Origin of the sequence: Microbulbifer sp. HZ11 (assembly GCF_000708675.1) — a bacterium.
In the GTDB taxonomy this organism is placed as follows: domain Bacteria; phylum Pseudomonadota; class Gammaproteobacteria; order Pseudomonadales; family Cellvibrionaceae; genus Microbulbifer.
In genome coordinates this window covers 149,749-169,288 of record NZ_JELR01000002.1, presented here as the reverse complement: position 1 = coordinate 169,288, position 19,540 = coordinate 149,749, and the positions used below count along the sequence as shown (strand labels likewise).

Genomic DNA, 19,540 nt, shown 5'->3' with positions numbered 1-19,540 from the left:
CTGGAACAGTGGAGTTTGCGCCAGTAACTCGCAATTCGCATATAGATGATATACTCGCCGATTATTTAACCCGTTTCCGTGGCCCGCTGGTCACGGCTGCAACCCCGGCCCGGCCATTTCCGGCCCCGCTGGCGCAATTGAGCGAGCAATCTTTTGATAGGCAAGTTTTTCCGTCGTTCCGCTGAGCAATCAGGCGCAGACAAGTCTGACAACGCATCCAAAGGGCAGAAGCCCGAGTCCAAGAAATCCGCTTCTGGCTCTGAAAAGCGCGTCGCAGAGAGCGGCAAAGCGGACGGTCGCTCCGGCGGTCGCCAGCGCAACCGTCGCCGCGGCGGGGGTGAAGGTGGCGGACAGGGCGGTCGCGACAAGCGCAAAGACACTCGCCAGAAGGCACCGGAAAAGCCCTGGAGCCTGGACGAGTTCCAGGTCCCGGAGCAGGAAGGCAAGGTGCGCTTCCACGATCTGGACCTGCCGCTGCCGCTGATGCACGCCATTGCCGATCTCGGCTTCCAGTACGCCTCGCCGATTCAGGGGCAGTCACTGCCCCACACCCTTAACGGCCACGATCTGGTGGGCAAGGCCCAGACCGGTACCGGCAAGACCGCGGCCTTCCTTATTACCGTGATCGACGACCTGCTCAAGAACCCATTTGAGGGCGAGCGCTACGCCGGTGAGGCCCGCGCGCTGATCATCGCGCCGACCCGCGAGCTGGTGATGCAGATCGCCGACGACGCCAAGGGGCTGTGTAAATACACCGATCTTGAAATACACACCCTGGTCGGCGGTATGGATTACCAGAAGCAGCAGAAGGCGCTGAACGAGCGCCTGGTGGATATCCTCGTTGCTACCCCTGGCCGGCTGCTGGACTTCGTCAGCAAACGCGACTGCTTCCTCGACCAGACCGAGATACTGGTAATTGACGAGGCGGATCGCATGCTGGATATGGGCTTTATTCCCGACGTGCGCCGCATCGTGCGCCAGACCCCGCGCAAGACCCACCGCCAGACCATGTTCTTCTCTGCCACGTTTACGCCGGAAGTGGACGACCTGGTAGAGCAGTGGACGTCGGAGCCCGTCATCGTGGAAATCGAGCCGGAGCACGTGGCCACGGATACCGTAACCCAGCATGTCTACATGCTGTCCGGCGACGAAAAATATCCGTTGCTGTACAACATCGTGCAGCAGGACGATGTAGAAAGCCTGATCGTTTTTGCTAATCGTCGCGATCAGTGCCGTCGCCTCCATGAAAACCTGGTGGCTCATGGTATTGCGGCGGGCCTGCTGTCCGGTGAAGTGGCGCAGAACAAGCGTGTGCGCACCCTGGAAGACTTCAAGACCGGCAAGTCCAAAGTGCTGGTGGCCACCGATGTAGCGGGCCGCGGTATTCATATCGACGGTATCAGCCACGTGGTGAACTACACCCTGCCGGAAGAGCCGGAAGACTACGTACACCGCATCGGCCGTACCGGCCGCGCGGGCAAGAGCGGCACGTCTATCAGCTTTGCCTGTGAAGACGATGCGATGCGCCTGGAGCCCATCGAAAAGCTGCTGGGCAGTAAACTGAAATGTGAAGTCCCGCCGGAAGAGCTGCTGGTGGCACCACCCAAAGTACACGTGAAGCGCAGTAGCGGTGGTGATCGCAATGACCGCGGTGGTCGGGGTGGAAGCCGTGACGGGCGCCGCGGCGGTGGACGTCCGCGCCGTTAATTGAGCGGTAGATGCGCTGCGCTTATCCACCCTACAGGTGGGGTATCCTTGTGTTCGTAGGGTGGATAAGCGCAGCGCATCCACCAGGTTATTTATCCGGGCCCTGAATGCCTTTCGGCCATTTTTTTTCGGAGGCCGCCGACTGCTCTACCGGAATATTCCTTCCATTGGGGCCCTTGCCCGGGTCACCATCGGCCCAGATTCTCTCGACCCACAGCGCAGTTCCCCCCGCCACTGCGGCAGGCATTACAAAAATATTCAGGATCGGCACCATCTTTGCCAGCATCACCGCACCGCCAAAGCCCAAGGTGGTGAACTTCTTGCGCATCAGGACACTTTTAAGCTCACCGAAAGAGCGCTGATGGTTGTCCAGCGGATAGTCCACATACTGGATTGCCATACACCAGGCTCCCCAGAGTGCGCCGAGAATTGCGGGGATAAACACCGTCCAGCTGGTAAGCAAGGCGATCACAAAAATCACGAGTCCCCAGCCAATAAAGTACATCAGTTTGCGCAGTTCCCGGCCGAGCGTTCGGAGTACCATGCTGTGCAGGGCTTCCGGGGGCGGTGGGTGGCCGGTAAGAAGTTCTTCGACTTTTTCTGCGAGAAAGCCGTTAAACGGGGCGGCGATGATGTTGGTGATAATGCCGAACAGGTAGCCGTAGACGAAGAAGAACAGGAGCACCACGACAATGGCGATCAGCCATGCGAGCCACTGGAATACACTCGCGGCCCAGTCTGCGCCTTTGGCGAGAATCGCACGCCACCAGGACATGTTGGAGGTGTCGACGGGGGTATCGGAGAGCAGGCTGCCGATATAGCGGCCGAGGTCGTCGAACTGGCTGATCATCAGGACACCCAGTCCGATAAACAGTACCAGGTTGATGAGCAGGGGAATAATGATGAATGGGCGCAGCTCTTTCCGGGTAAGCAGCTGCGCCCCCCGGATCAGTGCGTGTACGCCATGTGCCGGGTTGGAAGTCATGTTTTACTGTGCTCCTGCTGCCTTCAGAATGGCGGCGTATTCCGCACTCTGGTTGTGTTCGCTGATGCGCGCGAGCAGAGTCTGGCCTTCGGGGCTCTGGCTGTTCAGGTCCAGGCCCTGTTCTTTGAACAGGCGCACGAAGGTTTCAAAGTTCTCTGCTTTCATACCGCGGTAGGCGCGCTCCAGCAGGTAGAAATCCCGATTGAATCCTTCCGGTGCGTCACCCTCCAGAAAACCGGCGATACGCTCATCGTCGAATACTTCACCGAGGATTTTTTGTTTGTCTTTTTTCAGGCTCACTTGTTAATTCCTTTCGTGGTCTGTTTTCTACGTTTGTGTCTTTACCACCTCCGCTCCTTGTCGGGCGGTTTGGTGGCGGCGCTGCCGCCGGTATTTGTTTGCGAAACACGAGCTAGGCGCCCCCCGTTAACCCATCCATGGGGGCTCTTCCGCGAGGTCCCTCTCGCGGAAGGTTTCGCAAACAAATCCCGGCGACATCGCCTTCGCATCAATTTTTAGAGTGCTTGGTTAGCTCGCCGAGTTGATACGAAGTACATTTGTCGAAATTTAAGGTTGGGTGCCGGGTGAAGCTTTTCGAAAGCGTCGCAAACAGGGACGTTTGCGACGCAGCGTACAGGGACGTATTCCCAGGGGGACGCCTAGTTCGGTTTCGAAAAGCTTCACCCGGTGCACGACCGCCACTGAAGGTTGCTAGTAGGGACCTCTGAGCTAGAAGAACCCGACATGCAAGACTTCTACAGCAGTGCGTCCAGTTTCTCTTTCAGAATCTTGTTGATCATCTGCGGATTCGCCTGCCCCTTGGAAGCCTTCATGATCTGGCCAACAAAGAAGCCCATCATTTTCGGGCGCTTGTCCGGGTCGGCATTGCGGTAGTTTTCTACTTGAGAAGTAGAGGCCGCGATTACATCGTCCACCATCTTCTCAATGGCACCCGTGTCAGAAACCTGCTTCAGGCCCTTGGCCTCGATGACTGTGTCCGCATCACCGTCACCATTCGCCATCGCCTCAAACACCTGCTTGGCGATCTTTGAGGAAATGGTGTTGTCCTTGATGCGCGCGATCAGGCCCGCCAGGTGCTCCGCAGAAACCGGAGAATCGGCGATAGATTTTTCCTCGCGGTTCAACAGCGCCGCCAGTTCACCCATCACCCAGTTAGCTGCCAGTTTAGGCTCGCCAGACTTGGCTGCCACCTGCTCAAAGTAATCTGCAGTGGCGCGCTCCTGGGTCAGCTGATCCGCATCGTAGGCAGACAGGCCGTAGTCCTTCTCGAAACGCGCACACTTCGCATCCGGTAGCTCCGGCAGCTCGCTGCGAATCTGCTCCACGTAATCGTCGGTCAGAACCACCGGCAGCAGGTCCGGGCAGGGGAAGTAGCGGTAGTCGTTGGCCACTTCCTTGCTGCGCATGGAGCGGGTTTCGTTCTTGTCCGCATCGTACAGGCGGGTTTCCTGCGTCACCTTACCACCGTCCTCGATCAGATCGATCTGGCGCTGGGCTTCCACCTTGATCGCCTTCTCGATAAAGCGGAAGGAGTTCAGGTTCTTGATCTCGGTGCGGGTACCCAGTTCCTCTTCGCCTTTCAAACGCACGGAAACGTTGGCGTCACAGCGCAGGGAGCCCTGAGACATATCACCGTCGGAAATACCCAGGTAGGTGACGATGCTGTGGATCTTTTTCAGGTAGGCAACCGCTTCCGCAGCGCTGCGCATATCAGGTTCGGATACGATTTCGATTAGCGGCGTACCGGCGCGGTTGAGGTCGATGCCGGACATGCCGTGGAAGTCTTCGTGTAAAGATTTGCCCGCATCCTCTTCCAGGTGCGCGTGGTGCAAACGCACAGTCTTGCTGCTGCCATCTTCCAGGTGAATTTCGATCTGGCCGGCGCCGACGATCGGTTGTTCCAACTGGGTGGTCTGGTAGCCCTTGGGCAGGTCCGGGTAGAAATAGTTTTTGCGCTCGAATACCGAGCGCTTGCCAATTTCCGCATTCATGGCGAGGCCGAACATTACCGCAAAGCGGAAAGCCTCTTCATTGGGTACCGGCAGGGTGCCCGGCATGGCCAAGTCGACCGCGCAGGCCTGGGTGTTCGGCTCCGCACCAAAGGCGGTGCTGGCTCCGGAGAAAATTTTTGATTGGGTGGCCAGTTGCACATGCACTTCCAACCCGATGACGACTTCCCATTCCACGTCTCGTCTCCTTATTCTGCTGCCGGGGCGGTTTTCTGGTGCCAGTCACTGGCTTGCTGGAACTGGTGCGCGACGTTGAGCATGCGCGCTTCATCCAGATAGTTGCCAATGATCTGCAGGCCGACGGGCAGGCCGTGGGCAAAACCGCAGGGGATGGACATGCCGGGCAGGCCGGCCAGGTTGGTGGCGATGGTGTAAATGTCTTCCAGATACATGGCCACCGGATCGGCATTTTTCTCGCCCAGCTTGAACGCCGGGTTGGGGGCGGTGGGGCCCATAATGACGTCGACCTTGTCGAAGGCGTCGACAAAATCCTGTTTGATCAGGCGGCGCACCTGCTGGGCCTTGTTGTAGTAGGCGTCGTAGTAACCGGCAGACAGGGCGTAGCTGCCCACCAAGATGCGGCGCTTCACTTCCTCACCGAAACCTTCGCCGCGAGAGCGCATATACAGGTCGCGCAGGTCCGCCGGATTTTCACAGCGGTAGCCGTAGCGAACGCCGTCGAAGCGGGACAGGTTGGCGGAGGCTTCCGCCGGGGCGATCACGTAGTAGGCTGGCACCGCCAGTTTGCTGTGGGGCAGGCTGATTTCCACCAGTTCCGCGCCGAGTTTTTCGTAGTCTTTCAGTGCTTCCTGCACACGCGCACCCACTTCGCTATCCAGGCCTTCACCGAAGTACTCGCTGGGCACGCCGATCTTCAGTCCCTTGATGGAGTCGTTCAGATTGGCGGTGTAGTCCTGGGTCGGGCGGTCCAGGCAGGTGGAATCTTTCTTGTCTGGGCTTGCCATCACCGACAGCATCAGCGCGGCGTCTTCCGCGGTGCGGGTAATGGGGCCGCCCTGGTCGAGGCTGGAGGCGAAGGCAATCATGCCCCAGCGGGATACGCGGCCGTAGGTGGGTTTGAGGCCTGTGGTGCCGGTCATGGCCGCGGGCTGGCGGATGGAGCCGCCGGTGTCGGTGGCGGTGGTGCCGGGTACCAACAGCGCGGCCACCGCGGCGGCGGAACCACCGGAGGAACCACCGGGAATGCGCTCCACATTCCACGGGTTTTTTACCGCGCCGTAGAAGCTGGATTCGTTGGAGGAGCCCATGGCGAACTCGTCCATATTGGTTTTACCCAGGCTGACCGCGCCGGCCTGCTGGAAGTTATCCACAACGGTGGCGTCGTAGGGGGGCACGAAGTTGTCGAGCATCTTCGAGCCGCAGCTGGTGCGCACGCCATTGGTACAGAAGATGTCCTTGTGGGCGATGGGTACGCCGCACAGGGCCGGGGCGTCGCCCTGGGCCAGGCGGGCGTCGGCGGCGGCGGCTTCTTTGATCGCCTGGTCGCCGGTGACGGTAATGAAGCTGTTGAACTGGTTGTCCAGCTCCTGGATACGCTCCAGCAGATGGCTGGTGATCTCGACGCTGGAGAACTGTTTGTCGCGCAGGCCGCGAATGATCTCGGCGATGGTCAACTGATGCATTGGAAATCCGGTTTCTTGTCTATTCTGTATTCGCTCGGGACTGGTGATGCGATAATCAATGGCCTCTTAGTCGATGACCTTGGGCACCAGATACAGGCCCGCCTCTGTCTGTGGGGCCAGGGCGAGGAAGTCTTCGCGACGGTTGGGCTCGGTTACTTCGTCTTTGCGCAGTACCTGCACTTCGTCCAGGGGGTGCGCCATAGGCGCGACGCCGTCGGTATTGACGGCCTGCAACTGGTCCACCAGTTGCAGTACATCGCCCAGGCGGCTGCTGACTTCGTCTATGGTTTCTTCGGAAATGGCGATGCGGGCCAGTTCGGCCAGCTTTTCAACGGTTTGCGCGTCCACGGCCATGGGGATAGAGACTCCAGCTTCTCATTGGCTAAATTGCGGCCAAACCCGGGTTTAGCCGGGCCGGCGGGAACAGAAGGTGCGCAAATTTAGCATATCTGTGGGGGAAACTCTTAATCCTCATTCTTTTATGCTTACTATTTCGCCTTGCCCTCAACCCGCGCCGTTGTTAGAGTTTGCCGATTCTGGCTAGGCTACGAGTGTGTCTGGCTAATTTGTCGAAAAGCGGACGAAAACGCCGTCCGGAACACAGAATTATTTGCGTGGACTAATTACCCTGTGGCGCATCTTCGCCCGGGGCTTCTGTCGGCGCCCGCGGCACCCGACCCGGATTGGGTGTTGTACATCAGAATTAAGGTAACCGAATTCCATGTTTAAACGTTTGCGGGGCATGTTCTCCAGTGATCTCTCTATCGACCTGGGTACTGCCAACACGCTGATCTACGTGCGCGATCGCGGCGTAGTCCTTGATGAACCCTCTGTTGTCGCCATTCGCCACTATAACGGCACCAAAATCGTGGAAGCGGTAGGTGTAGAGGCGAAGCGTATGCTGGGCCGTACCCCGGGCAATATCACCGCCATCCGCCCACTAAAAGACGGCGTGATTGCGGACTTCCAGGTCACCGAGAAGATGCTGCAGCACTTCATCAAGAAGGTGCACGAGAACAGCTGGATGCGCCCAAGCCCGCGGGTTCTGGTGTGTGTTCCCTGCCAGTCCACGGAAGTGGAACGCCGTGCGATCCGCGAATCCGCCCTGGGCGCCGGTGCCCGCGAGGTGTGGTTGATCGAAGAGCCAATGGCCGCCGCCATCGGTGCCGGCCTGAAAGTAGAAGAAGCCTCTGGTTCCATGGTGGTGGATATCGGTGGTGGTACCACCGAGATCGCGATCATCTCCCTGAACGGCGTGGTTTACTCCGATTCCGTACGTATCGGTGGCGACCGGTTCGACGAGGCCATCGTCAACTATGTGCGCCGCAACTACGGCAGTGTCATTGGCGATGCCACCGCAGAGCGTATCAAAGAGGAAATCGGCTGTGCCTACGCTGGTAGCGAAGTGCGCGAGATCGACGTGCGCGGTCGCAACCTGGCGGAAGGTGTACCGCGCAGCTTTACCCTGAACAGCGACGAGATTCTGGAAGCACTGCAAGAGCCGCTGACCGGTATTGTACAGGCGGTGAAGAGCGCGCTGGAGCAGTCTCCCCCCGAGCTGGCATCCGATATTGCCGAGCGCGGTATGGTGCTGACCGGTGGTGGCGCGTTGCTGCGTGATCTGGATCGCCTGTTGATGGAAGAGTCCGGTCTGCCGGTGATCGTCGCCGACGATCCGCTTACCTGCGTCGCCCGTGGTGGCGGTCAGGCGCTGGATATGATGGACAAGAGCCGTCTATACCTGGTTTCCAACTGATAACGCCTGCCTGATTGATGGTGGTGCTCATGGATAGGGCGCCGCCGCTGCACCCGCGCACGGAATCGCGCCACAGCCAATAACAACATCATTGCTGAACTGGTCAATGGGGGCCGCCCATTAAACCGCTATTTACCCGAGGACCGTCGCCGGAGTCCCGCATCATCGTGCTGGGGGCATTGGCGACGGCGCTGATTCTGGTCAACCTTTACACCGACTGGCTTGACCCGGTACGCGAGCGCCTCTCCAGTCTCGCTGCACCTTTCTACTGGATTACCGGAACCCCGTCCCGTGTGGGTGACTGGGCCGGTGAGCAGCTGCGTACCCGCGAAGAGCTGGTGGAGGAAAACAGTCGCCTCAAGCACCAGGTGATGCTGCTGGAACAGCAGGCTCAGCTGCTGGCCGCAGTGCGCGCAGAAAATACCCAGCTGAAAGAGTTGATGAACTCTGCGGAAAGCGTGGACGAGCGAGTACTGGTGGCTCAGGTGATCGGCGTTTCTCCGGATCCCCTGGAGCACGTACTGATTATCGACAAGGGGCGCAGTGACGGTGTGCGGCAGGGTACCGCGATCATGGATGCCAGTGGCCTGCTGGGGCAGGTGATTGAAGCGGGAGACTTTTCCAGTCGGGTACTGCTGATTACCGACGCCAACCACGCTCTGCCGGTGCAGGTGCTGCGTAACAGTGTGCGTGCGGTGGCCGAGGGCACCGGTGACCTGTACCGTCTCAAACTGCGTCATCTGGCGAATACCAGTGATATCCGCGAAGGTGATCTGCTGCTGAGTTCCGGTCTTGGTGGCCGCTTCCCCGCAGGATATCCGGTGGGCGAGGTGATCTCCGTCAAGCGCGACCCGGGGAGGGCGTTTGCCGATGTGGATGTGCAGCCTCGCGGTCTGATGAATCGCAGTCGCTTCGTGCTTGCGGTGCTCAGCGAGACGTTGACAGACGGGCAGAACTGATCTCATGGATGCCCACAATCGCTGGTTTATCCTGTTCACCTTTGTCGTCGCCCTGCTGCTGGCGGTGATGCCTCTGCCCGCAAACTGGTTGTGGTTTCGCCCCGCCTTCTGTGCACTGCTGGTGATCTTCTGGACCACCCGTATGCCCCAGGAGCTGGGAGTGGGGTTTGCCTGGATCGCCGGGCTGGCGGAAGACCTGGTCACCGGTTCTACCCTTGGCGCCCACGCACTGGCGTTGGCGGTACTGGCTTATTTCAGTCTGCTGACTTATCGGCGCACACGGGCGTTCAATCCCGGGCAGCAGTTGATGTGGGTATTTGTGCTGGTGGGGATCAATCAGCTCCTCGGCAATTGGGTGCACAGTCTGGCGGGAAAGACGGTGCCCGGGCTGACATTTCTGTGGCCAGCGCTGACTACCGCATTGCTGTGGCCGCTGGTGACTCCCTGGCTGCACCGTATGGCTACCAGTCTGCGAATCCGGTAGTGGCAAGTGGTAGGGTCCTTAAATAGACGGTTGTCTTATTTGTGGCGTTGCCGGAGTCGAGAAGAACAATTGAAAAATAGTGTTAAGTGTCCGCGCAGGCCGGTTATTTTTCGAGCGTGGCCGCTATAATCAGGCCTTCTGCCAGCAAACACATAATCATAAGCGTTGCCCGTGCCACGATCAGACTCCCGACAAGCCAGTCCTTCCTCGCGCCTCATTCTCGCCTCCGGGTCCCCCCGGCGTGCAGAGCTGCTGATGCAGATCGGTGTTCCCTTTTCCTCCGCAGCGACCTCAGTTGAAGAGATTCGCCAACCCGGTGAATCCGGGCGTGAATACGTGCTGCGGCTCGCTCAGGAAAAATCCCGTGCGGGCCTCGCACTGGCCCATAACGATGCGACAGCCTGGTCATTGGGGGCGGATACGCTGGGTCTGGTAGACGATGAGATCCTGGAGAAACCCCGTGATTTCACCGATTTTGCGCGCATGATGCGGCTGATGTCCGGGCGCGAGCATACCGTGTTGACCGCCATCAGCCTGACTGGCACGGAGCAGTCATTTTGTGACGTTGTCGAAACCCGGGTGCGTTTTCGCCCGCTGGACCGAGCGCTGATTGAGGGTTACTGGAATACCGGTGAACCCCAGGACAAGGCCGGTGGCTACGGTATCCAGGGTATGGGGGCGCTGTTAGTGGAATCCATCCATGGTAGTTACAGCAACGTAGTGGGGCTGCCGCTGGAAACCCTGGCCGGGTTTCTGCAGCGAGCGGGTATTCCCTACTGGCAATTTGACAAGCGCTCTTCTGGGGCGGATGCAGGGACGATTTAGGAGTTACGCCCGTGAGCGAAGAATTACTCATCAACGTGGCGCCCATGGAAACCCGCGTGGCGCTGGTGGAAAACGGTGTGCTGCAGGAAGTGTATCTGGAGCGAACCGCCAGCCGTGGCATCGTCGGCAATATCTATAAAGGAAAAGTTGTACGGGTGCTGCCGGGGATGCAGGCTGCGTTTGTGGATATTGGTCTGGAACGGGCGGGGTTTATCCACGCATCGGATATCGCGCCCCTGGACGATGAAGGCATGGAATCCCGCGAAGGCGAAGTTGCCGATATTCGCGCTCTGGTGCGGGAGGGGCAGTCGCTGGTGGTGCAGGTGGTCAAAGACCCCATCTCCAGCAAGGGCGCGCGTCTCACCACGCATCTGTCCGTATCCGCACGCTACCTGGTGTATATGCCCCAGACCCGTCATATCGGTATTTCCAACCGCATCGAGGACGAATCTGAGCGCGAGCGCCTGCGCGAGCTGGTGGATCTTGCCTCGACCAAACTCGCCGATGAAGGATTGAGCGGCGATGGTGGTTTTATCCTACGCACCGTGGCCGAAGGTGTCAGCGAGGAAGAGTTACTGCGGGATATCCCGTTTCTTTACAAACTGTGGAAAGAGCTGGAGCAGCGGATCAAGTCGGAGAAAGAGCCGGCCATCATCTACGAAGACCTGCCGCTGTTTATGCGCGCCCTGCGGGATCTGGCGCGGCCGCATACGGAAAAGATCCGTATCGATTCCCGCGAGGCACACGCCCGCGCGGCCAAGTTCACCAGCAAGTACGCGCCGGAAATTGCCCCGCGTATCGAGCACTATCCCGGTGAGCGCCCGCTGTTTGATTTGTACGGTGTTGAAGAAGAAATCCGCAAGGCACTACAGAACAAGGTGACCCTGAAATCCGGCGGCTACCTGATCGTCGAGCAGACCGAGGCCATGAGTACCATCGATGTGAACACCGGTGCGTTTGTCGGCCATCGCAATCTCGAAGAGACCATTTTCAAGACCAACCTGGAAGCGGCCACTGCCATTGCCCGCCAACTACGCCTGCGCAACCTGGGTGGCATCATCATCATCGACTTTATCGATATGCAGGACACCGAGCACCAGCGTCAGGTCCTGCGCACCCTGGAAAAAGCGCTGGAGCGGGATCACGCCAAGAGCAGCATTACCGGCGTGTCCGAACTGGGCCTGGTGGAGATGACCCGTAAGCGTACTCGCGAATCTCTCGGTCAGATGCTTTGTGAGCCGTGCTCCGTCTGTGCCGGCCGCGGCACACTGAAAACGGCAGAAACCGTCTGCTACGAAATCTTTCGCGAGATCATTCGCGAGGCGCGAGCCTATGACAGCGACAAAATCATGGTCCTGGCCAGCCAGGTGGTGATCGATTTACTGCTGGATGAAGAGTCCGCAAATGTGGCGGACCTGGAAGAATTTATCGCGCGCCCCATCCAGTTTCAGGTGGAACCCATCTACAACCAGGAGCAGTACGACATTGTTCTGGTGTAACCGCCCGACTGTGACGGCTTTCGCGCGTGTCACCCCTGTGGGGGAGGCCGGCTGATGCTGTGGTTGCGCTGGTTTGCCCGCAAGTTCTGGTTGCTGGTGGTGATCACTGTGATCACTCTGGCAATCCTTGTGCAGACCGGTCGTATGCTCTCGCCACAGGTTGGCAAATACAGCGCGCAGATTGGCCAGGCGCTATCAGAACGCCTGGGAGCGCCGGTAGCGCTGGAACACATTTCTCTACAGTGGCAGGCCCTGGAGGTCGCGCTGCAGATCGATGGGCTGAAAATTGGCGCCGAGGGTCAGGTAAAACTGCAACGGGGGCTGTTCCACCTGGATCTGCTGGCGAGCCTGTGGAATCGCGAGCTGATCTGGAAAAACCTGGAAGTGGACGGTTTTTCCGCAGAACTGGAGCAGCGTCCGGAAGGCGGCTGGCAGGTGCGTGGTTTTCCCCTGGCCAGTAAACCGGCAGAGGAAAGCCGTGGCGGCGTGCGCCTTGGTGATCCGGCGCGTATCTTTCAGCTCGGCCCCAAGGTGCTGGTGCGGGATGCCAGCATCAGCCTGTCTCTCACCGATGGACAGTCCGCCAATCTGAATCTTAAGGAAATTCTGCTGGAGAACAGCGGCGGGTTTCACCGGCTGGTGGCCCGGGCATTTGTCACTGGCGCCATGGAGAGTCTACACAGCGGCGAAGAAAGCCTGCGGCTGGTACTGGAAGGACGCGGTAACCCGCGGCGCAGCGATGATTTTTCTCTGCGCGGATACGTTCAGCTCAATGAGCTATTGATCGATGCTGATCTGGTGGGGCTTCTGTACCAGCTGTCACCGCTACCGGAAAAACTGTATTGGCCAGGACGCAAGCTCGCCGGTGGGCGCTTGTGGTTGAGTTCGGATGCAACCTCCGGGTACAGCCTGCGCGGTAATTTGAGTCTCGCCCAGCAATCGGAAGAAACCGCCGGTGCTGTCGCCTCGACAAGTGCCGCCGGCGCACTGGAGACTCTGAATGCGACTTCCAGCAATATTTCCGGTCATTGGCGGCCGGGGAAAAACTGGGAGTTGGTGTTACAGGATCTGGGGTTGAACTGGCAGCAGCTGGAAGTTCCCGCCGTCAATATTCAGGCCAGCGGTGACCAGGATGGTGGCTTGCAGCTCGCCGTGGATCAGATTGAACTGCAGGCCTGGCACCGGGTATTGAAGGTGCTGGAACTGATTCCTGCGAAAGCCGATGAATGGCTGCAGGCGCTTGAGCCCTCGGGGGAGTTGCTGAATGTGCGTCTGTCCCGGTTGGATGGTGAAGTCACGGTTTCCGCGAACTTGCGCGATGTCGCGGCGGGAGCGCATCGCGGCGCACCGGCGGTTACCGGGGTCAACGGTTTTCTGTCGTTGAATGGAAAGGGGGGGCGCGTCGAACTGGACAGTGAGCAGGGTTTCAGTGCCCATTTTCCCAAGTTGTATGACACCCCGTTTCACTTTTCTATGGCTCGCGGCACCGTAGCCTGGGAAGTCGACCGGGAACACGAAACCGTATCGGTGTATTCGGGGCCGCTGTCTCTGGACGCAGTGGATAATGCAGGTAATGAAACCATACCCGGTGGCGGGGTCTTTATGGGGCAGTTCCTGCTGCAGATCCCGCTGGTGCCATTTACCCGGGCTGCGGACTTTACCCTGGCGCTGGGGCTGCGTGATGTGGCCGTTTCCGAACAGCGCCATCTGGTACCCACGGCGGTGAGCGACGACCTGCGTAACTGGCTCAACAGCGGTATCGGTGCAAACAATAAGGGCCGTATCCCCGCAGCGGGCTTTGTCTACCGCGGATATAGCTATCGGGATGGGGAGGACCCGGCGCTCCTCGCACTGGGACAGCATGCTCAGCGTCAGACAGTGCAGTTGCAGGCCGATATTGCCGATAGTCGATTGCAGTACAGTCCTGGCTGGCCAGCTGCCGAAGATGTGGATGGACACCTGGGGATTAATGATACCGAGGTCGTCGTCATTGCTCCCACGGCAAGGTTGTGGAATGTCGAAGGTACCAATGTCGCGGTGCGGATATCTCCCGCGCCCGGTGGCTCGCGTCTGGATGTATTTGCAGAATTGCAGGGGCCAGCGGCGGATGGCCTCAAATTGCTGCGGGAGTCGCCATTGCGTAACAACCTGGGGGACGCCTTTGACAGCTGGTCGTTGGACGGCGCCATGCAGGGAACACTGGAGATTGCGCAACCGTTAGGGGGGGCCGAATTTACCCCAGAACAAACCGTCGAGCTGGCACTTTCCGATGCCAGCCTGGAACTGCAACGTCTGAATCTGGAAATTCAGCAGCTCAATGGCAGCGTGCGCTATCACAGTGAGACCGGCCTCGAGGGCTCGCGTTTTCGCGGCCAGCTGTGGGGACAGCCGCTTCGGGCGTCAATTCAGCACCTGGGGCATGGCGATGAGCGAGATACCCAGGTCGTGGTGAATGGTACAGCGAGTACCGATGGTATCGGCGTGTGGAGTGGACGCCCGGAATTGCAGTGGTTGGACGGAGAGCTCGATTACCAGGCCCTAGTGACCATCCCTGCCAAATCCAAAGAAAAACCCTATCGTGCGATCCTGGAGCTGACATCTGACCTGCAGCAGGTTGCGGTCAACCTGCCAGTGCCTCTCGGTAAGCCCAGTGGCGACAAGTCCCGTTTCGTAATGCGCGTGCCTGTCGGCGATCAGGGGAACCTCTATCACATCAGCTACGGCGAGCATCTGCAGGGGCAGTTGTGGCAGGTGGATGGCAGGCTCGAGCGTGCAGCCATTGCCCTGAATGCGCCGGCGAAATTGCCGGATACACCCGGTATTTCGGTTGTGGGGGACCTCTCGCTGGTGGAGCTGGCGCCATGGAAGAAAGCGCTTGAGATATACACCGCGCCGACCGCCGAATCCAGCGCGGAACCGAGCGAGTCACCGCTGCCGATCAATCTGGACCTCAGCACAGATCTGTTGAAGGTGTCTGATGCGGTGCAGATTGACAATATTCACGTGCGTGGCCGCGGCCTTGGTGCGGATTGGCAGCTTGCGTTCGACAGTGAAATTGCCGCGGGTGAACTGAGTGGCATGCTTAACTCCGCGTCACCGCTGCGAGTAAAACTGGAACACCTGCGCTTGCCTGCGTTCGCAGCAGAAAACCCGCCGAGGGAAGACGCGTCAGAGGCGCAGCCTGTAGATGCGCTGATGTCAGACAGTGGACTTTCCCGGCCGGATCGCTGGCAAGGTTTTGATTTTACCAGTCTGCCACGAGTGGACTTTTCTACCGAACACCTGTGGTTGGGCGACGAGGCCATGGGGCCCTGGTCATTCCGCCTGCGCCCATCTGAGCAGCGCCTGGTCATCAGTGAAATTCAGGGTGCCATACGAGGTATCCGTGTCGAAGGGCGCGGTGAGGGCGAAAACAAGCTGGGCGCACAGTTGATGTGGATGCGCGATGAGGATGGTACCGAGTCCTCCCAGTTTATCGGTCGACTGCGTGGGGACAACCTTGGAGATGTCTTGCAGGCCTGGGGGCAGGAAGCGGCGATCGAGAGCCGCAGTGCGGTATTTGACACGGCTTTGCGTTGGAGCGGTTCCCCCGCCATGGTCAGCCCGAATGGTATGAATGGCGAGATCAGTATTGATATTCGCAATGGCCGTTTCCTGCGCGCCAGTGATAACGCGGGTACTTCACTGCTGCGTCTGCTGTCACTCTTCAATTTCGATACCTGGGCACGTCGCTTGCGTCTGGATTTTTCCGACCTGGTACAGAGTGGTCTTACCTTCGACCAGGTGCGCGGCGAAGTTTACTTTGAGGGGGATGGGGAGTTGCTGATCGCGGTGCCCATTCAGGTGGAAGGCCCGACCAGTGAACTACAGATGGCGGGGCGGGTGAATCTGCGCCGGGAAGACCTCAATCTGACGCTGGTGGCAACCTTGCCAGTGGGGAACAATCTCGCGTTTGTCGCAGCGTTGGCCGGAGGCCTGCCGGCGGCGGCGGGTGTCTACCTGATCAGTAAGGTGTTCAAGAAGCAGGTGGACCGGGTGGCTAGCGTGAGCTATCGGATCAGTGGCGAGTGGTCGGATCCGAAAGTGCAGTTCGACCGCCTGTTTGATGACGGTGCCGGGGCACAGGAGGCTGAGCGCGCGGGGGCGAACTGAATCTGTCTGTTGGTCAATCTGCATACGGATGGTTGCATAAACCGAACAATTATTCGATATTTACGTATCTTGCCGTGGATTACTGGCCGTTGGTTCTCGGTTAGGGCTGGGCAGAATAAAACAATAATTACGTGATCGAGGTGCGTCGCCAATGTCCGAGGTGGTTTCTTTGGCTGGTATTTCCGCTAACCGCTATACCCTGTTCAAAATCTTCAAGTACACCGTTTACTGCCTTTTGGCGTACAACGTGTATGCGTTCTTCGTCGAGAACCACGCAGCGGCCGGTACGGTATTTGCCGACGGTGTAAGCCTGAGCAAAATCATTGAGGCCTATAACGATTCCATCGATACGCTGGCGTGGGTATTACTGCTGTTGGTGTTCGAGCTGGAAACCTGGGTGCTCTCTGATGAGCGGCTTAAAGGCGCTACCAAGTGGGCGCTCAATGCGGTTTCCGCATTCTGTTATGTATTTATCATCTATTCGTTTTATGGCTATTTCTCGGAGATGGTGTCACTGACGCATCTTTTGCCGGTAACCGGTTCTGCCTGTGATCTGGCGGCCAGCGGTGGCTGGTCGATGGTGCTGGAACAGGACGATTACGTGGCGCTGACGGCGGCAAACTGCGGTTCGCTGGCGGATACGAGCTTGCTTCGTCTTGCCGATGCACAAATCTTGGGTGATGCGGAGATCTGGCGAGAGATTCAGTGGCTGGCGTGGGTGGATGTGATCAATGCCGGTGCCTGGCTGCTGGTGGTGGCGATCCTGGCATTCGATGTGTGGCTGCAACTGCGTCACCAGCTGTCGGACTCCATCATGCGTTATTCCCAGGTCATCAAGGGCCTGCTCTATTTCACCCTGCTGCTGTGCGCCATTTACTGGGGTATCAACGGCAGCTTCCTGGATTTCTGGGACGCCTTCCTGTGGCTGGTGGCCTTCTTCTTTATCGAGATGAACCTGTTCGAGTGGCAGGCTGAGACTAGCGCTGAGTAATGTGTTCGTAGTCTTGTGGTTCACGGGCGCTTCGTATCTGGCACCGTGGCGGTTCCGCTGTCGGGGGCAGTCTTACGAGACACGCCGTGAACCCATCCCTGGGGGCTCTGCAAAAAGTACCCAGCCGCTCCATGTATTCACGGCGCCTTCGGCCCTGTTTTTGAAGGTCTCGTAAGACTGCCCCCGACATCGGCACCTTCGATTCAGGCTTCAGTATTTCTTACGTGATGCCTGAATCGCGATATCAATCGGTACGGCTAGTTACTTCCAACAGGTGATAACCAAACTGGGTTTTCACCGGACCGTGTACCTTGTTCAACTCATCGTTGAAAACCACCTTGTCGAATTCCGGCACCATCTGACCCTGACCAAACTCACCCAGGTCGCCACCGTTGCGGCCGGAGGGGCACTTGGAGTATTGCTGGGCAACCTTTCCGAAATCGGCGCCGTCTTCAATTTGCTTTTTCAGGTCCTGACACTGGGCTTCGCTTTCTACCAGAATGTGGCGGGCTGTTGCTCTTGGCACGGGAATCTCCCTAATAGTTTGGTAATGAATAATTTCGTGAGCGGCAAGCTTAGTGTGTAACGAACTAAGGAGCCAGCATACACAGCCTTATAAGGACTCAAACGCCGAAGCGAAAGTGTCGATACCGGGTGCGGCTTCGCGAGACCTTCTAAAACAGGGATGTTTTAGGAGAGCCCCCATGGATGGGTTGAGGGGGGCGCCTAGCTCGTGTCTCAAAAGGTAGTACCCGGTAGCGGCGCTGCCACCGGGCTCGATTTCGACGTTTTTTTCGGACTACGAGGTACTGAACTGTTACTGCCCAGATAGTGCCGCAAAGGTATTGCACTTGTTGACGTCACCGGTGCTGAACCCCTGCTGGAACCAGTAGGCCCGCTGTTCGGCGCTGCCGTGGGTGAAGGCGTCGGGGGAGACGGCGCGGCCGGCTCGGCGTTGCAGGTGGTCGTCGCCTACCGCCGCAGCGGCACGAAGGCCTTCTTCAACATCACCGGGCTCCAGCATCTGCTTGTCGCGATTGGCATAGAACGCCCAAACTCCTGCATAACAGTCTGCCTGTAACTCCAGCATTACCGAAAGGCGGTTCGCCGTTACCTTGTCTGCCTGCATGCGCGCTTGCTGTACTTTCGCGGAGATACCCTGCAGATTCTGCACATGGTGACCCACCTCGTGGGCTATCACATAGGCGAATGCGAAGTCACCCGGCGCCCCCAGTTTTTTCAATTCGTTTAAGAAGCTCAGGTCCAGATACACCTTCTGGTCCCCGGGGCAGTAAAAGGGGCCGACTGCTGCGGAACTCAGGCCACACGCGGAGCGCACAGCATCCGTATAAAGTACCAGTTTGGGGGCAGAGTACTGTGAGCCCGCTTGCTGGAAAATCTGCCCCCAAACATCCTCAGTCGTTCCCAGAACAACAGAAACAAACTCCGCGACCTCGTCGTCCGCTGCCGGCGCTCCAGGTGCCGTCTGCGCGTCGGGCCCAAGGCTTGGAGATTCCGTGCTCGGCATACCGCTGAACAGGTTACCGCCAAAGTAATACAGCGCTGCCAGTGCCAGCAGAATCAGCCAACCTTTCTTGCTGCGCAGTAGGAAGGGTGCCAGTGCCACCAGGTTGCCCAGGCCGCCCATGCCCCCGCCGCCTCCCGCAGAGCGTTGCCCGCGGCGATCTTCAACGTTCGAACTTCTGCGACCTTCGCGCCAGCGCATGGGATACCTCTCACTGAATAACCGTTCGCATATAGATTTGAGCATAGAACAGTTGGCGCGAGTTTTTGTTTTGAGGTGGGGAGATTATTCTTGTGCCATCCACAGGAGTGGTATCTTTGTCGCCACCCCAAAATAGCCAGAGAGTCGAAATTTTGTCCCTTATCCCACTCTTTCCCCTCAACATGGCGCTGTTTCCTGGTGTGACCCTGCCGTTGCGAATTTTTGAGCAGCGTTACCTGCGGCTGGTGACCGACTCGTTGAAATCCGATACCGGCTTCGGGGTGGCACTTATCCGTAGTGGCAGGGAAGTGGGGCCGGCGGAAGTCTGGCCGCTGGGGTTGTATGTGCGTATCGTCGACTGGAGCCAGGGAGAGGAAGGGCTGTTGCATATCGATGTGGCCGGCGAGTCCCGCTTCCGCATTGTGGAAACGTTCCCCGAGGAAGATGGCCTGTTGATGGCAGAGGTAGAGTGGTTGCCGGATGAAGACGCCCACCCGGTACCGGAAACCTACGACGGGCTGATGGCCGTGTTAAACGAACTCAAGCAACACACCGCCACGCTCTCGCTGAAGTTTGCCCCGGTGGAAACTGCCGAAGCATTGTCCTGGCAGCTCGCCCAACTGCTTCCCCTGGACGATGCCGCACGTGTGGAGTTACTGGCCAGCCACGACCCTCTGGAGCGGTTGGCAAATATCGCGGCGAATCTGGATCGCTGGGCTAAAGAGTAACCGTCGCGTGGTGACATTGCGCAATGAGGTTGCGCAGGCGGACAATAAATAAACA

The 19,540-nt window shown here is 58.6% G+C and carries 16 protein-coding genes; 9 read left to right on the top strand and 7 right to left on the bottom strand.

Going from position 1 to position 19,540, the window contains the following annotated elements:
* Positions 1-153 precede the first annotated feature (153 nt).
* A complete protein-coding gene (gene rhlB, locus AU11_RS08555; protein WP_043318725.1) occupies positions 154-1,707 on the top strand; it encodes an ATP-dependent RNA helicase RhlB in 1,554 nt (517 codons plus the stop codon).
* Positions 1,708-1,795: 88 nt separating this feature from the next.
* Here rhlB and cysZ read toward each other — a convergent pair whose 3' ends face one another.
* From cysZ to gatC, 5 genes are all read right to left on the bottom strand, one after another.
* Entirely contained in the window at positions 1,796-2,692 is an 897-nt protein-coding gene (gene cysZ / locus AU11_RS08550) for a sulfate transporter CysZ (RefSeq protein ID WP_043318723.1), read from the bottom strand.
* 3 nt (positions 2,693-2,695) lie between these two features.
* Positions 2,696-2,992, bottom strand: coding sequence for a PA4642 family protein (locus tag AU11_RS08545; protein WP_043318721.1), 297 nt, complete (start codon positions 2,990-2,992; stop codon positions 2,696-2,698).
* A gap of 455 nt (positions 2,993-3,447) precedes the next feature.
* A complete protein-coding gene (gatB, locus tag AU11_RS08540) occupies positions 3,448-4,899 on the bottom strand; it encodes an Asp-tRNA(Asn)/Glu-tRNA(Gln) amidotransferase subunit GatB (protein WP_043318720.1) in 1,452 nt (483 codons plus the stop codon).
* Positions 4,900-4,910: 11 nt separating this feature from the next.
* Positions 4,911-6,365, bottom strand: a complete 1,455-nt coding sequence (gene gatA / locus AU11_RS08535) for an Asp-tRNA(Asn)/Glu-tRNA(Gln) amidotransferase subunit GatA (protein ID WP_043318718.1) — start codon at positions 6,363-6,365, stop codon at positions 4,911-4,913.
* A gap of 66 nt (positions 6,366-6,431) precedes the next feature.
* Positions 6,432-6,719, bottom strand: coding sequence for an Asp-tRNA(Asn)/Glu-tRNA(Gln) amidotransferase subunit GatC (gatC, locus tag AU11_RS08530; RefSeq protein ID WP_043318716.1), 288 nt, complete (start codon positions 6,717-6,719; stop codon positions 6,432-6,434).
* 367 nt (positions 6,720-7,086) lie between these two features.
* Between gatC and AU11_RS08525 the strand changes: the two genes are divergently transcribed.
* From AU11_RS08525 to AU11_RS08495, 7 genes are all read left to right on the top strand, one after another.
* The gene (locus tag AU11_RS08525) at positions 7,087-8,121 is read left to right on the top strand and encodes a rod shape-determining protein (RefSeq protein ID WP_043318714.1); all 1,035 of its coding nucleotides are present in this window, start codon (positions 7,087-7,089) and stop codon (positions 8,119-8,121) included.
* Between the two features lie 167 nt (positions 8,122-8,288).
* Positions 8,289-9,080 carry a rod shape-determining protein MreC gene (gene mreC, locus AU11_RS08520; protein ID WP_051687107.1) on the top strand — a complete coding sequence of 264 codons (792 nt, stop codon included), beginning with the start codon at positions 8,289-8,291 and terminating at the stop codon, positions 9,078-9,080.
* A 4-nt stretch (positions 9,081-9,084) separates the two neighbouring features.
* Entirely contained in the window at positions 9,085-9,564 is a 480-nt protein-coding gene (gene mreD / locus AU11_RS08515) for a rod shape-determining protein MreD (protein WP_043318709.1), read from the top strand.
* A 171-nt stretch (positions 9,565-9,735) separates the two neighbouring features.
* Complete coding sequence (locus AU11_RS08510) at positions 9,736-10,389, top strand: nucleoside triphosphate pyrophosphatase (RefSeq protein WP_081848023.1); 654 nt, start codon at positions 9,736-9,738, stop codon at positions 10,387-10,389.
* A gap of 11 nt (positions 10,390-10,400) precedes the next feature.
* Positions 10,401-11,888 carry a ribonuclease G gene (rng, locus tag AU11_RS08505; protein WP_043318707.1) on the top strand — a complete coding sequence of 496 codons (1,488 nt, stop codon included), beginning with the start codon at positions 10,401-10,403 and terminating at the stop codon, positions 11,886-11,888.
* Between the two features lie 54 nt (positions 11,889-11,942).
* Positions 11,943-16,040: a YhdP family protein gene (locus AU11_RS08500; protein ID WP_043318705.1), complete on the top strand. Its 4,098-nt coding sequence runs from the start codon at positions 11,943-11,945 to the stop codon at positions 16,038-16,040.
* A 151-nt stretch (positions 16,041-16,191) separates the two neighbouring features.
* Positions 16,192-17,031, top strand: a complete 840-nt coding sequence (locus AU11_RS08495) for a hypothetical protein (RefSeq protein WP_043318702.1) — start codon at positions 16,192-16,194, stop codon at positions 17,029-17,031.
* Positions 17,032-17,275: 244 nt separating this feature from the next.
* Here AU11_RS08495 and AU11_RS08490 read toward each other — a convergent pair whose 3' ends face one another.
* Positions 17,276-17,557, bottom strand: coding sequence for a peptidylprolyl isomerase (locus AU11_RS08490; protein WP_043318700.1), 282 nt, complete (start codon positions 17,555-17,557; stop codon positions 17,276-17,278).
* 291 nt (positions 17,558-17,848) lie between these two features.
* Positions 17,849-18,757 carry a neutral zinc metallopeptidase gene (locus tag AU11_RS08485; RefSeq protein WP_043318698.1) on the bottom strand — a complete coding sequence of 303 codons (909 nt, stop codon included), beginning with the start codon at positions 18,755-18,757 and terminating at the stop codon, positions 17,849-17,851.
* A 152-nt stretch (positions 18,758-18,909) separates the two neighbouring features.
* Between AU11_RS08485 and AU11_RS08480 the strand changes: the two genes are divergently transcribed.
* Positions 18,910-19,485, top strand: a complete 576-nt coding sequence (locus tag AU11_RS08480) for an LON peptidase substrate-binding domain-containing protein (RefSeq protein ID WP_043318685.1) — start codon at positions 18,910-18,912, stop codon at positions 19,483-19,485.
* The last annotated feature ends 55 nt before the right edge of the window (positions 19,486-19,540 follow it).